General features: G+C 64.6%; 14 protein-coding genes and 1 pseudogene. 6 read left to right on the top strand and 9 right to left on the bottom strand.

Annotation, left to right across the window (positions count from 1 at the left end):
• Positions 1–2 precede the first annotated feature (2 nt).
• From ACNFCJ_RS07205 to ACNFCJ_RS07190, 4 genes are all read right to left on the bottom strand, one after another.
• A complete protein-coding gene (locus ACNFCJ_RS07205; RefSeq protein WP_003240295.1) occupies positions 3–221 on the bottom strand; it encodes a DUF2788 domain-containing protein in 219 nt (72 codons plus the stop codon).
• Positions 222–312: 91 nt separating this feature from the next.
• On the bottom strand, positions 313–792 hold the full coding sequence (locus ACNFCJ_RS07200) for an Lrp/AsnC family transcriptional regulator (RefSeq protein WP_004424680.1): 480 nt from the start codon (positions 790–792) through the stop codon (positions 313–315).
• A gap of 365 nt (positions 793–1,157) precedes the next feature.
• Positions 1,158–2,039, bottom strand: coding sequence for a cation diffusion facilitator family transporter (locus ACNFCJ_RS07195; protein WP_416770585.1), 882 nt, complete (start codon positions 2,037–2,039; stop codon positions 1,158–1,160).
• Positions 2,040–2,043: 4 nt separating this feature from the next.
• The gene (locus ACNFCJ_RS07190) at positions 2,044–2,463 is read right to left on the bottom strand and encodes a polyribonucleotide nucleotidyltransferase (protein ID WP_143504711.1); all 420 of its coding nucleotides are present in this window, start codon (positions 2,461–2,463) and stop codon (positions 2,044–2,046) included.
• Between the two features lie 148 nt (positions 2,464–2,611).
• On the opposite strand from ACNFCJ_RS07190, the gene hrpB reads away from it, so the two are divergent.
• Positions 2,612–5,146: an ATP-dependent helicase HrpB gene (gene hrpB, locus ACNFCJ_RS07185; RefSeq protein WP_416770583.1), complete on the top strand. Its 2,535-nt coding sequence runs from the start codon at positions 2,612–2,614 to the stop codon at positions 5,144–5,146.
• A gap of 7 nt (positions 5,147–5,153) precedes the next feature.
• The gene (locus tag ACNFCJ_RS07180) at positions 5,154–5,960 is read left to right on the top strand and encodes a prolipoprotein diacylglyceryl transferase family protein (RefSeq protein WP_416770581.1); all 807 of its coding nucleotides are present in this window, start codon (positions 5,154–5,156) and stop codon (positions 5,958–5,960) included.
• 4 nt (positions 5,961–5,964) lie between these two features.
• On the opposite strand, the gene ACNFCJ_RS07175 is transcribed toward ACNFCJ_RS07180, so the two are convergent.
• Together ACNFCJ_RS07175 and ACNFCJ_RS07170 are read right to left on the bottom strand one after the other, a co-directional pair.
• Entirely contained in the window at positions 5,965–6,699 is a 735-nt protein-coding gene (locus ACNFCJ_RS07175) for a substrate-binding periplasmic protein (RefSeq protein WP_106733522.1), read from the bottom strand.
• 96 nt (positions 6,700–6,795) lie between these two features.
• Positions 6,796–7,887: an endonuclease/exonuclease/phosphatase family protein gene (locus ACNFCJ_RS07170; RefSeq protein WP_416770579.1), complete on the bottom strand. Its 1,092-nt coding sequence runs from the start codon at positions 7,885–7,887 to the stop codon at positions 6,796–6,798.
• Between the two features lie 222 nt (positions 7,888–8,109).
• On the opposite strand from ACNFCJ_RS07170, the gene ACNFCJ_RS07165 reads away from it, so the two are divergent.
• Positions 8,110–8,955: an SDR family oxidoreductase gene (locus tag ACNFCJ_RS07165; RefSeq protein WP_143504707.1), complete on the top strand. Its 846-nt coding sequence runs from the start codon at positions 8,110–8,112 to the stop codon at positions 8,953–8,955.
• A pseudogene (locus ACNFCJ_RS07160) lies at positions 8,955–9,311 on the top strand (transporter substrate-binding domain-containing protein); the annotation flags it as partial. The gene ACNFCJ_RS07165 and the pseudogene ACNFCJ_RS07160, both read left to right, overlap by 1 nt.
• Before the next feature lie 43 nt (positions 9,312–9,354).
• Here ACNFCJ_RS07160 and ACNFCJ_RS07155 read toward each other — a convergent pair.
• From ACNFCJ_RS07155 to ACNFCJ_RS07145, 3 genes are read right to left on the bottom strand one after another with little or no spacing between them, the layout of a single operon-like run.
• Complete coding sequence (locus ACNFCJ_RS07155) at positions 9,355–9,789, bottom strand: VOC family protein (protein ID WP_416770576.1); 435 nt, start codon at positions 9,787–9,789, stop codon at positions 9,355–9,357.
• 32 nt (positions 9,790–9,821) lie between these two features.
• Positions 9,822–10,490 (bottom strand): hypothetical protein, encoded by a 669-nt coding sequence (locus ACNFCJ_RS07150; protein ID WP_416770574.1) that lies wholly within the window; start codon positions 10,488–10,490, stop codon positions 9,822–9,824.
• A gap of 55 nt (positions 10,491–10,545) precedes the next feature.
• Positions 10,546–11,031: a YbaK/EbsC family protein gene (locus ACNFCJ_RS07145; protein WP_416770572.1), complete on the bottom strand. Its 486-nt coding sequence runs from the start codon at positions 11,029–11,031 to the stop codon at positions 10,546–10,548.
• A gap of 101 nt (positions 11,032–11,132) precedes the next feature.
• On the opposite strand from ACNFCJ_RS07145, the gene ACNFCJ_RS07140 reads away from it, so the two are divergent.
• Both ACNFCJ_RS07140 and ACNFCJ_RS07135 read left to right on the top strand, forming a co-directional pair.
• Positions 11,133–11,612 (top strand): NYN domain-containing protein, encoded by a 480-nt coding sequence (locus ACNFCJ_RS07140; protein ID WP_416770571.1) that lies wholly within the window; start codon positions 11,133–11,135, stop codon positions 11,610–11,612.
• A gap of 8 nt (positions 11,613–11,620) precedes the next feature.
• Entirely contained in the window at positions 11,621–12,223 is a 603-nt protein-coding gene (locus ACNFCJ_RS07135) for a PolC-type DNA polymerase III (RefSeq protein WP_099526216.1), read from the top strand.
• The last annotated feature ends 95 nt before the right edge of the window (positions 12,224–12,318 follow it).

Raw genomic sequence — 12,318 nt, 5'->3', positions numbered from 1 at the left:
ATTCAACCATGAATGCCGCGCGCGGTCTCGATAATGTAGGTGATGATCGGCTTGGCGAGGAAGGCGAACAGGCACAGGCCCAGGCCGAGGAACAGGATGGCGGTGCCGAGGCGGCCGGCCTTGGACTTCTTCGCTAGGTCCCAGATGATGAAGAACATGAACAGCATCAGGCCGCCCACCAGAACGTACATCATCAGGGCTTCAAATTGTTCGGTTTCCATGGTGCCTCGTTGATTCGCAGGGAAAACGCAGGGCGAAAATTATACGCGGCCTGACCCAGGGCGCGGCATGATCGGTTTCACCCTGCGACTTTCAGTCGCGCAGGTGCTGCAACGGCAACTGCGTGCTGGACAGAATCTGCTGCAGCACGAAGCTCGAGCGCACGCTGGATACTCCATCGATACGGGTCAGGGTGCCTAGCAGCAGCTTCTGGTAATGATCCATGTCCGGCACTACCACCTTGAGCTGGTAGTCAGCGTCCATACCGGTGACCAGGCAGCATTCCAGCACTTCCGGGCATTTGCGGATTTCATCCTGAAAGTGTTCGAAGCGCTCCGGTGTGTGCCGGTCCATGCCGATCAGCACGTAGGCGGTCAGGCTCAGTCCGAGTTTCTTGCGGTCGAGCAGGGCGACCTGGCCGGTGATGTAGCCGTCGTCTTCCAGCTGCTTTACCCGGCGCGAGCAGGGCGATGGCGAGAGGCCGATACGTTCGGCGAGTTCCTGGTTGGACAGGGCAGCGTTGCGCTGCAATTCGGCGAGAATGTTCAGGTCGTAACGGTCGAGTTTGTCCATTTTTCATGTGACTCAATATTTGATTGCGTCAGATAGTGCTCCTTTAGCTGTAAATTGCGCAATCGGTAAATTTGTAAGCAATATTAGCAATCTTATTTCGGCGCGGCGGGCGTAAGCTTTCTCTCAGTTTCACGGCCCGGACGACAAGTCCTACCGGCCTCGCCCAACCAGGTGAGCCGGCGCCGACGGTCCTACCGGACCGCACCGGCACCCGGGTCCGCACTGCCCAACCAGGCAGGCGACGAAAGCGGCGACAACATCGCCAGCACCGGACAGATTCCCCGAGGGGGCCGCAAGGCCCCTTTTTTATTGCCTGAAATTTCCGTTGCCTGAGGCGTGCCGAAAGGCGGGGCAGGACCTTGCGGTCAGTGCTTGACCACTTCCTGCGGGTCGGCGTGCACCAGTACTTCGGCGCGTGGGTAATGCGCGTGAATGGCCTTTTCCACGGCCTCGCAGTGCGCATGCGCGTCGGACAGGCTCATCTCGCCCGGCAACTCCAGGTGCAACTGAACGAACCAGCGCGTGCCGGAAATGCGTGTGCGCAGGTCATGCGAGCCCAGCACGCCAGGTACCGCATTGGCCAGCGCGTACATGTGCTGAGTGGTTTCGCTGGGCAACTCCTCGTCCATCAGCACGGCCACCGCGCCGCGCACGATGCTGATGGCGCTCCAGAAGATGTAGAAGGCGATACCGATGGCGAAGATCGCATCCATCTGCAACCAGCCGAAGCGGGTCAGCAACAGGGCGAGCAGAATGCTGCTGTTGAGCAGGATGTCGGATCGGTAGTGCAGCGAGTCGGCGTGAATCGCGGTAGAACCGGTCTCGCGCACCACCTTGCGTTGAAAGGTCAGCAGGACGACGGTCAATCCCAGCGACAGCAGCATGACGGCGATGCCGACGCCTTCGGCCTCCAGCGGTTGCGGAGATTGCAGGCGTTCGATGCCCTGCAGGCCGATGAGCACAGCACTGACGCCGATGAACAGTGCCTGACCCAGCCCGGCCAGGGCTTCGGCTTTGCCGTGACCGTAGCGGTGATCCTCGTCGGCCGGGCGCAGGGCGAAGTGCACGGCGATCAGGTTGATCAGCGAGGCGGCGCTATCGAGCAGCGAATCGGTGAGGCCGGCCAGCAGGCTGACCGAACCGCTCAGCCACCAGGCAATCGCCTTGGCCAGCACCAGCGTCAGCGCTACGGTCAGCGCTGCGCGGGTGGCCAGGCGCATCAGCCGGGCATGCTGCGGGTTGTGCATGGGCTCAGGCCGCCGGACGCAGGCCGTAGGCCGCCAATTGCTCGGCGCTGCCGCTGTGCTGGATCAGGCGCGGATCATCGAGCGGCAGTTGGTGGCCGGTGCTGGTTTCGATCAGGGTCTTGAGCGCGTACTGGTCGACCTTGCCGTCTTCGCCAATCAGCTTCTGCAGCTGCTGCGGGTCGACTTGAACGGTCTGGCCTTCGGGCAGGTAGATGGCGCCGGTGGCGAAGTCCACGGCGAAGGCGATCAGGCCGGGAATCACATAGAACAGGATACCGACGGCGTTTGCCACGGCAATCGCCGGGTCGATCTTGCCTTCGATCTGGCCACGGCGATCCGGGTAGAAGATTGATCCACAGGCGGTCAGTTGAGTGAGCAGGGTAGCGGCGACAACGCCAGCGATGACACGGGATTTCGTGCGCATGAGCACCTCCTGGAAAAAGTGGCGCAACTATAGCAGTTCGCCATTGCAAAGCCGCGGGTTGCAGCGGTTGTCGATAAGACCGGCGGCAGCGCTGGCGGTTCGCCGCATCGCGGCTGCTTTATAATCGCCGGCCTGCTGTGGAGAAATGATGAACACCCTGCCGATCGATTCGCTGCTGCCTGACTTGCGCGATGCACTGAGCGCCCGCCACGAAGTGGTGCTGGAGGCGCCGCCCGGCGCCGGCAAGACCACCCGCGTACCGCTGGCGCTGCTCGACGCGCCCTGGCTGGCCGGGCAAACCATCCTCATGCTGGAACCGCGCCGCCTGGCAGCGCGTGCTGCGGCCGAGCGCCTGGCCAGCGAGCTAGGTGAGCGAGTGGGCGAGACGGTTGGCTATCGCATTCGTCTGGACAGCAAGGTCGGGCCAAACACCCGTATCGAGGTGGTCACCGAAGGCATTCTCGCCCGCCGCCTGCAGGACGATCCGGCGCTGGATGGTGTCGGCCTGGTGATATTCGATGAATTTCACGAGCGCAGCCTCGATGCCGACCTGGCCCTGGCGCTGACGCTCAATGGCCGCGCCATGTTCCGTGCGGTGGACAGCGGCGAGGTGCCGCTCAAGGTGCTGCTGATGTCCGCCACTCTCGAAGGCGAGCGCCTGTCAGCCCTTTTAGGCGATGCGCCGGTGCTGCGCAGTGAAGGCCGCATGTTCCCGGTGGATATCCGCTGGGGCGCGCCGTTCCAGGCAGGCGAGTGGATCGAGCCACGAGTGTTGCAGACGGTGCAGCAGGCACTGGCCGACGAGCCGGGCAGCCTGCTGGTGTTCCTGCCGGGCCAGGCCGAGATTCGCCGCGTGGCCGAGCAACTGGGTGAGGCGCTGAACGGTCGCGACGATATCCTGCTCTGTCCGCTGCATGGTGAGCTGGAACTGTCCGCCCAGCGCGCCGCCATCGAGCCAGCCCCGGCAGGCAAGCGCAAGGTGGTGTTGGCGACGAACATCGCCGAGACCAGCCTGACCATCGACGGCGTGCACGTGGTGGTCGACGCCGGCCTGGCACGGGTGCCGCGCTTCGATCCGGCCAGCGGCATGATGCGGCTCGACACCCAGCGCATTTCCCGCGCTTCGGCCACCCAGCGTGCCGGTCGTGCTGGCCGCCTGCAGCCGGGCGCTTGCTATCGCTTGTGGTCACAGGCGCAGCACGAGCAGCTTAGCGCCTATTCCAGTGCGGAAATCCTCCAGGCCGATCTGTCCGGTCTGGCCCTGCAACTGCTGCGCTGGGGCGTGACGCCGCAGGAGCTGAGTTGGCTCGACGTACCACCGCCCGCCGCCTACGCCCAGGCGCTGGATCTGCTCGGCCGCCTCGGTGCGCTGGATGAGCGCGGCGCGCTGAACGCCCATGGCCAGGCCATGGCTGAGCTGCCCAGCCATCCGCGCATTGCCCATCTGCTGCTGCGCGGTCGGGCTCTGGGCCTCGGTGCACTGGCTTGCGACCTGGCGGCGTTGTTGTCCGAGCGCGATATCCTGCGCGGCGGTGGGGCTGATCTGCACAGCCGCTTAACCCTGCTATCTGGTGAAAGCCGCGCCGCGCGCAGTGCCCAAGGTGGCGTGCAACGCGCGCGGCAACTGGCGAAACAGTTTCACGGGCTGATCAAGAATCGTCCGGTGACTCAGGCGGTGAGCGACCCCGAGCACCCACGCTGGCTCGGCTGCCTGCTGGCTTTCGCCTACCCGGATCGCATCGCCCAGCAGCGCCGTGCAGGTGGCGCCGACTACCGCCTGGCCAATGGCCGCGCGGCGCAGTTCGGTGAAGCCGATGCCCTGATGAAGCACGAATGGCTGGTGGTCGCTGACCTGGGCAGTCGCCAGGGCCAGCGCGAGGAACGCATCTACCTGGCTGCCGATCTCGACCCGGCGCTGTTCGCCAGCGAGTTGGCCGAGCAGGTGCAGACGCTGGAGATGCTCGACTGGGATGAGCGCGAGGGCGTGCTGCGCGCCGAGCGCCAGCGTAAGGTCGGCGAACTGGTGTTGGAGCGCCAGGCGCTGGCGGCGCTGGATGAGGCCGCGTGCGGCCGGGCATTGGTCGGCCTGGTGCGGCGCAAGGGGCTGGAGTTGCTGCCCTGGACGCCGGAGCTGCGCCAGTGGCAGGCGCGTGTGGCGTTGTTGCGCGAGCTGGACATTCAGCAGCAGGGGCAAAGCGAATGGCCGGACTTGTCGGATGCCGCGCTGCTGGCCAGCCTCGATCAGTGGTTGACGCCATTCTTGAGCAAGGTCAATCGCCTCAGCCATTTCGCAGGCCTCGATCTGCCTTCGATCCTGCAGGCGCTGTTGCCCTGGCCGTTGCCACAACGCCTCGACGATTTGGCACCGCGTGCGCTGAGCGTGCCGTCAGGCTCGCGCATCGCCATCGACTACACGGAAAATCCGCCGGTGCTCGCCGTGCGCTTGCAGGAGCTGTTCGGCCTGGCTGCCACGCCGCGCATCGCCGGCGGCCGCCTCGGCCTCAAGCTGCATTTGCTGTCGCCGGCACGGCGCCCGGTGCAGGTGACCCAGGACCTGGCCAGCTTCTGGGCCAATACCTACATCGATGTGAAGAAGGATTTGAAAGGCCGGTATCCGAAGCACTACTGGCCGGACGATCCCTTGATTGCCGAGCCCACTGCGCGGGCCAAGCCAAGAAAATGAGAAGCCGATGCTGACGCTGAACATCGGGCCTTTGGCCCTTGGTGTATTCCATGTGCTGCTGTTGGGCAGTCTGCTGCTGGCCACACTAGTTGGCTGGTTGATCGGTCGTCGCCACGGCTGCAACCCGGAAAGTCAGTTGTTTCGCATGCTGATGCTGGGGTTGTTGGTGGCGCGCCTGGCCTTCGTGCTGATGTATGCCGGTTACTACCGCGATGAGCCGTGGCGCGTGGTAGACATCCGTGATGGAGGCTTCATCGCCTGGCCGGGTGTGCTCGCCGGGCTGATGCTGGGCGCCTGGTATCTCTGGCATCGGGCACAACTGCGGCGATCGCTGGGGGTGTCGATGAGTGTTGGCCTGGCACTATGGCTGGGCGGCAGCCTGGTGCTGCAGGCGCTGGAGCAGGGTACGCGGCTGCCCGATCTGCAGGTGCGGGATATGCAGGGTAATCCTGTGAATCTGCGCGACTACGCGGGCCAGCCGTTGGTGGTCAATCTATGGGCTACTTGGTGCCCGCCGTGTCGGCGTGAGATGCCGGTGTTGATGCAGGCGCAGCAGCGTGAGGCGGCAATCACCTTTCTTTTCGTCAATCAGGGAGAAAGCGCTGCGCTGGTGAGCGAGTTCATCGCTGCGCAGCAACTTAGCCTGGGCAATTTGCTGCTCGACGAACAGGTCAAGCTGGGGCTACTGGTGGGCTCGCGTGCACTGCCCACCACGCTGTTCTACGACGCCGAGGGGCGGCAGATTGGCAGCCATCTCGGCGAGCTGTCGCACGCGAGTCTCGAGCGAGCGCTGGCCAGGCTGCGAGGCGATTGAAGGGTCAGTACAGCCACAGGTTCTCGCCTGACTCCTGCAAGCGCTGGTAAACCTTGTCCAGGTCGTCGCGCAGGCGCTCGGCACCTGGTGCATGGCGAGAGTAGATCAGCCTCAGCGGCAGGCGTTGCACTTCGACGAAGGGTAATTCGTCCATGCCCAGCGTGCGCATCGCCTGCTCGACGGGGGCGCGGTAGTCCAGCAGGTAATCGGCGCGCCGCCGCTGGAGCATTTCCAGAGCCGAGGTATGGCTGCGGGTGCGGTGATGGATGATGTTGCGCGCCGGATCTTCCAGCCATTGATTGACGTCCTGCCAGTAGCTGTAGCCAGTGATCATGATCACCCCACGGCCCTGTAGCTCGTCCGGAATGATGGGCGCCGGCGTGTCGAGGCGAAAGTACAGGTTGAGGGTGATTTCCCCCAGCAGGTGTCGGCTCTCCAGAGTGTGGCCGGCCAGCTCGGGCTTGCCGGATGCGCCGGCCCAGAGCTGGATGCTGCCGTCGAGCAGGCCACCGTAGAGGCGGGCGCCGGGGTAGGAGCGAAAGTCCGCCTGGTATCCCGCCTCGTCGAGCAGGCGGGCGGTCAGCTCCAGGCCCGAGCCACTGGGCTGTCCTTGTGCGTCGGTATAGGAATAGGGTGGAAACTCATAGTAACCGACGTGAACGCGTTGCCTGGTTTCGGCAGCATGGGCGGCGTGTAACCAAAGCAGGGCGATGAATATCAGGCAGAAGCGTCTTGGCATCCGGGTATCGCGGCTCTTCGCCGTCTTTTCGTTGTTATTGAGTGGTGCTCGCCGAGCATGGACAAGTCTCGGTGGACTTGTCCAGCCCTGCCCCGGTTATTCCTCGCTGGGTAGAAAGAAGCGACCTATGACCGGCAGGTGGTCGGAGATGGCCAAGGTATCGCGTTGGCGAACCTGGCTGGCGAGTGGGGTCAGGCGTGGGCTGTAGAACAGGTAATCGAGGGTGCGGTCCGGGCCGCTGGCGGCCGGATCATTGGGGTAATGGGTGTACCACCTGGCCTGGTCGTCACCACTGGCCTGTTTCAGGCTGGGAATCATCGGGTAGCGGCGGGCCAGGTCCTGCAGTTCGCTGTCGGCGGCGTACCAGCTACGTTGATCCTCCGGAAGATGCTGAAACTGACCGGGTGGTAGCAGGTTGAGATCGCCGCCCAGCACCCAGGGTTTGTCGCTGTTTTGCAATTGCTGGAGCAGACCGTCGGTCATCTCTACCTGGCGCTGCATGGTGTCCGCGCCCTGAGCGAAGGCATCGAAATGGGTGTTGATCGCTACCAACTCTTCACCACCACGAATCGGCAGGTAGCTGACCAGCAGCGCGCGCTTGAGTTGAAACTGACGGCTCAGCAGATCCGTTTCGAGCATGGGCAATTGCAGGCGTTCGGCGCGGGCGATCTGGAAGCGGCTGAGGGTGCCGAGCTTCATGCCAACGCTGCCCAGGATGCGCGGGTGCGGGACGAAGCCGGCCTTCCAGTAGAACGCCTGAGTACTGCAGGGGTAGAGATCGCCCAGGCGCGCCTGCAGCAGGGCCAACTGGTCCTGGTAGTCGCTGGCCCTGGCGTTGTCATGCAGCTCCTGCAGCAGCACCACGTCCGGCTTTTCGTCGCGCAGGATGCGCACCACTTCATCCAGCGTCAGGGCCAGGTCTTCGCTGCTCGGGCGTTCGTCCGGGCCATCGCCGCTGGGCAGGTCGTACCAGAACACGTAGCGTTTGCCGGCCAGGTATTGCACGTTCCAGGTCATCACCTTGAGCGCTTGGCCAGGTTGCAGTTGTGCGACCTGGCCGCTACACGACACGGCCGCCTCTTCATGGGGTTGCGGGCGCCAGGTCAGGGCGTAGACCAGCGCGAGCAGCACGGCGAGCGAGGGCAGCGCTATGAGCAGGAGCAGGCGAAGCGGACGATGCAGAGACATGATGAAACGGGCGACTGTGCTGGAAGGAGGCGAGGATACCCGAGTGCGTCGGATCGGCCCAGGCATGCGCAGTGCTAAGCGGTTCCCGCTCCGTTTCGCCCGCCAGGGACAGCGGCCAGGGGCTGCAGTACCATGCTGAAAGGTTCGACAGGCCGTGCCGTCGGCCGTCATGCGGGATGCTGACTGGCAGCGTCGCCAACACTGGGCTTTGGGGAGCCGTGCATGTATCGCAAGGTATTTGCCAACAAGGTATTCGACCGCAAAGTGGTGCTGATCACCGGTGGCTGCGCTGGCATTGGCCGGGCGTTGGCCATGCGCCTGGCACAGGCGGGCGCGCGCTTGGTGATTCTCGACCTCAATCAGGCGGCGCTGGACAGTCTGGTGCAGCACCTGGCCGATCACCACAACGCCGAAGCGCTCGGTCTGCTCTGTGACGTCGCCGATGCTGGGGCCGTGCAGCGCGCCGTGGCGTTGGCGGTCGATCATTTCGGTGGGATCGACGTGCTGGTCAACAACGCCGGCATCACCCACCGCAGCACGTTCGCCGAGACCAGCCTGGAGGTCTTCCAGCGGGTCATGGCGGTCAACTATTTCGGTGCGCTGCACTGTACCCAGGCGGCGCTGCCGAGCCTGATCGCCCGCAGCGGCCAGGTCATCGTGCTCAGCTCGCTGTCGGGCATCGCGCCGTTGCTCTATCGCAGTGCCTACAACGCCAGCAAGCATGCGCTGCATGGCATGTTCGAGACGCTGCGCTACGAACTCAAAGGTTCGGGAGTCAATGTGATGCTGGTGTGCCCCGGTTTCACCGCTACCGATCTGCGCAAGAACGCCTTGGTTGGCGACGGCTCGGTGGCCGCACAGGCACCGCTGGCGATGGGTAAGGTCGCCTCGCCGCAGGATGTAGCGGAGGCCATCTACCAGGGGGCGCTAAAGCGCCGACGTCTGTTGGTGCTGTCGAATGTCGATTGGCGCGCGCGGGTGCTGGCGCGCTTCTTCCCGAGGCTGTTCGAGCGCGTGCTGTTGCCACGCCTGTCCGGCTTGCGGCCGCAGGGTTCGGGGCGCCACTGATGCGCCTCAGGCTGCTCGTGCTGTTGATGCTGGCGCCGCTGTACCGCGCCGGCGCAGCCGAGCCCTTGCGGGTGATAACCGACCTTTGGCCACCCTTTCGCATGGAAGACGAGAATGGCCAGTTGCAGGGGCTGTATATCGATCTGCTCGCTGAGTTGTCACGACGTACCGGCCTGCACTTCGAGGTGCAGCGGGCGCCCTGGGCGCGAGGCCTGGCGGCGCTGGAATAGGGCTCTGCGGACCTGATGACCGGCCTGGCCAGGACGCCCGAGCGGGAGCGCTACATTCGCTATCTGGAAGTGCCTTACTACGCCTGCTCGCCGCGTTTCTACGCTAGCCCGGCATTGTCTGAACGACAACGCCGCGCTGCGATACCAGCCCGCGGTGGCCAGGCCGACCTCAGCCGTGCTCGTGTTGCGCCGCACCCACCAGCATGAGTTCCACGTCCCAGAAGGCAGCCTCGATCTTGTGGCCGTCGAGATCTCTGACGAAACACCCGTAGTAGGGCTCGCCATAATCCGGGCGCGGCCCTGGCTGGCCTTCGTCCTTGCCACCGGCTGCCAACGCCGCCTCGTGAAACGCATGCACCGAGGCCTTGTCCGGAGCGACGAAGCCGAAGTGGCTGCCGTTGCCTAGTGTTGCGGGTTGGCCGTTGATTGGTGTCTGCACCCAGAACTCCGGGTACTCGCGGCCGAAGGCCACCGCACCGGGGTGGCGCATGATCTCCCGGCAACCGAGGGTCGCCAGCACCTTGGCGTAGAAGGCGCTGGCGGCGTCGAAGTCATTGGTACCGATCGATACGTGGGACAGGATGCTCGGGTTCGTTTCGCTCATGGCGCTCTCCTTACGCGGCCAAAGCTGCAAGCCTAGTCACTGTTCTCGCTGTGCGCCGCTGGCTGCGGTTCGAGCAGCATGAACAGGCGGAACAGCACGACGATGGCGAACAGTTGCAGGAAGCCGTTGCCGGCCTGATGCAGCACCCACAGCAAGGTGTCGCTCTGGCTTGGCTGCGTCCACCAATCGAGCAGCCACATCGGTACCAGCACGTTGGCCAGGCAGGCGAATACCGGCCAGAAGCGCCCCTCGGTCATCGTGAAGCTGGCCTGCAGTGCGCGTAGCGGTGGCTCCTGGCGCAGCACCAGGATCAGTTCGGAGAAGGCCAGGCGCATCATGATCCAGATGCCCGGCACGATGAACAACGACAGGCCGAGCATGATCGCCAGGGTGCTCAGCCCGGTCATCAGGGCGAAGGTCGGCCACAGCTGCAAGCCGGCGGCGAACAGCTGCGCGTTGCCGGGCGTCTGGCCGATGCTGCGGGCATGCAGGAAGAGAATCAGCGGCGCGGCGTACAGCGGGTAGAAGAGTATGCCGAGCAGCACGCCATAGGCTGGATTGGCGCCCTCGCCGAGCTGAGCGGCGAGGATCGTCTGGGCGATGGCTTCGAGCAGCAACAGCGGCAGGGTCAGGCGGGCAATGGCGGCGAGGTTGTGGCTGGAGAAGAACCAGGCGTCACGCAAAACGGAAAGTGGGCTCATCGACGGGTTACCAAATGTCAGGGCACCCGTACTGTGGCGGGTTGCCGGGATAGGTTCAAGGGTACTCCAGCTGCGCGTTGGGCTGCGCCTTGAGCAGACGCGGCAGTTCGCCGCCGGGCACTTCCAGGGTCAGTTCGGGCGGGCCGGGCGAATACAGCAGAAAGTCGCAGGCCAGCACCGCGCGGTCGATCAGCAGGGTGATGCTGGCGTCATGCCCGAACGGGCAGGCGCACATCGGAACACAGCCGGTTTGCTCGATCAGCTCCTCGTCGCTGGCGATGCGCGGGCGACTGCCGAGCAGCGTCTTGAGCCTGGCCCAGTCGGCGCGGGCGCCTTCAAGGGTGATCAGCATGGCGTAGCGCTGTGCACCGTTGCGCAGGAACAGGCTCTTGCTCTCCACACCGCGCAGGCCGAAACGCTGGCGCACGGCATGGGCGGCGGGGTAATCCAGCACTGGCTCATGCTCGACCAGGCGGTGGCTGATTCCCTGGCTCTGGAGCAGATCGAGGTTACGCTGGCACAGCTGTTGGAGAGGCGTCATGGCTCCAAGGATAGGGGCTGCGCCGCGCCCGGGCCAGCCCTGGGCGCGCCTGCCGCCCGGCTCTGGCATACTGGCGCCTTCGTCGCCCCCGAGGACTCCAGGTGAAGAAGATCGCCGTATTCGCCGATGTGCAGAACCTCTACTACACGGTGCGCCAGGTGCATGGCTGCCATTTCGACTACAGCGTGCTGTGGGCCGAGGTCAGCCGTCGTGGCGTGATCGTCGAGGCCTACGCCTACGCTATCGACCGGAGTGACGCCAAACAGCAGCAGTTTCAGCAGATCCTGCGCAAGCTGGGTTTCACCGTGAAGCTCAAACCCTATATCCAGCGTGCCGACGGCTCGGCCAAGGGCGACTGGGACGTGGGCATCACCATCGACGTGCTCGACGCCATCGAGCGCGTCGACGAGATCGTTCTGGCCTCCGGTGACGGCGATTTCGACCTGCTGCTCGAACGCGTGCGCAGCCGTGGCGTCGAAGCCATCGCCTTCGGCGCGCCGGGGCTGACGGCGCAGTCGCTGATCCGCGCCGCCAGCCTGTACGTGCCCATCGAGGGCGAACTGTTACTACGCAATAACTGAGGTTTTACGTGGAATCCATCGCCGTCATCGACTTCGAAACCACTGGCGTATCGCCGAGCCAGGCGCGCGCCACCGAAATCGGCGTGGCGATCATCGAGGACGGGCGCATCGTAGACCGCTACCAGAGTCTGATGAACAGTGGCGCCTGGGTGCCGCCGTTCATCGAGCAGCTCACCGGCATCAGCAACGCCATGCTGCGCAAGGCGCCGCCCTCCGATCAGGTGATGAACGAGGTGGCCGACTTCATCGGCGAGCGGCCGCTGCTGGCGCACAATGCCTCTTTCGACCAGAAGTTCTGGGACGCCGAACTGGCTCGGGTGCGTCGTCGTCGCTTGCAGCCTTTCGCCTGCTCGCTGCTGTTGTCGCGGCGCCTGCTACCGGAGGCGCCCAGCCACAAACTGGGCAACCTCAACGCCTGGGCCGGCTTGCCTGACACCGGTCGTGCCCACCGCGCGCTGGCCGATGCCGAGATGGCCGCGAACCTGACGTTGCACCTGTTCGGCCTGCTGCGTGAGCGCCATGGCCGGCACCAGGCCGATCATGCCTTTCTTTGCCAGTTGCAGAACCTTTCGGCGGCCAAGGTGCGGGCGTTGCTGGCCACCGCCAGCTGAGTTTGCCTCGTATCTGTAGGAGCGGCTGGGCGGCATTCCACTTCAGCCGCGAAGTGCTGTGGAATTGCGTGGGCGAATCTTCAGCAACGAGCATC

The organism is Pseudomonas sp. NY15364, from assembly GCF_048068235.1.
Taxonomy (GTDB): Bacteria; Pseudomonadota; Gammaproteobacteria; order Pseudomonadales; family Pseudomonadaceae; genus Aquipseudomonas; species Aquipseudomonas mendocina_D.
The sequence above is the reverse complement of the archived record's forward strand: the minus strand, read 5'-3'. Positions and strand labels throughout refer to the sequence as shown.

Bases quoted from the DNA above. Each gene is read 5' to 3' on its own strand.
- ACNFCJ_RS07150 (WP_416770574.1), bottom strand. From the start codon at position 10,490: ATGAGCCCACTTTCCGTTTTGCGTGACGCCTGGTTCTTCTCCAGCCAC.
- hrpB (WP_416770583.1), top strand. From the start codon at position 2,612: ATGAACACCCTGCCGATCGATTCGCTGCTGCCTGACTTGCGCGATGCA.
- ACNFCJ_RS07175 (WP_106733522.1), bottom strand. From the start codon at position 6,699: ATGCCAAGACGCTTCTGCCTGATATTCATCGCCCTGCTTTGGTTACAC.
- ACNFCJ_RS07195 (WP_416770585.1), bottom strand. From the start codon at position 2,039: ATGCACAACCCGCAGCATGCCCGGCTGATGCGCCTGGCCACCCGCGCA.
- ACNFCJ_RS07200 (WP_004424680.1), bottom strand. From the start codon at position 792: ATGGACAAACTCGACCGTTACGACCTGAACATTCTCGCCGAATTGCAG.
- ACNFCJ_RS07170 (WP_416770579.1), bottom strand. From the start codon at position 7,887: ATGTCTCTGCATCGTCCGCTTCGCCTGCTCCTGCTCATAGCGCTGCCC.
- ACNFCJ_RS07205 (WP_003240295.1), bottom strand. From the start codon at position 221: ATGGAAACCGAACAATTTGAAGCCCTGATGATGTACGTTCTGGTGGGC.
- ACNFCJ_RS07145 (WP_416770572.1), bottom strand. From the start codon at position 11,031: ATGACGCCTCTCCAACAGCTGTGCCAGCGTAACCTCGATCTGCTCCAG.
- ACNFCJ_RS07155 (WP_416770576.1), bottom strand. From the start codon at position 9,789: ATGAGCGAAACGAACCCGAGCATCCTGTCCCACGTATCGATCGGTACC.
- ACNFCJ_RS07165 (WP_143504707.1), top strand. From the start codon at position 8,110: ATGTATCGCAAGGTATTTGCCAACAAGGTATTCGACCGCAAAGTGGTG.
- ACNFCJ_RS07180 (WP_416770581.1), top strand. From the start codon at position 5,154: ATGCTGACGCTGAACATCGGGCCTTTGGCCCTTGGTGTATTCCATGTG.
- ACNFCJ_RS07190 (WP_143504711.1), bottom strand. From the start codon at position 2,463: ATGCGCACGAAATCCCGTGTCATCGCTGGCGTTGTCGCCGCTACCCTG.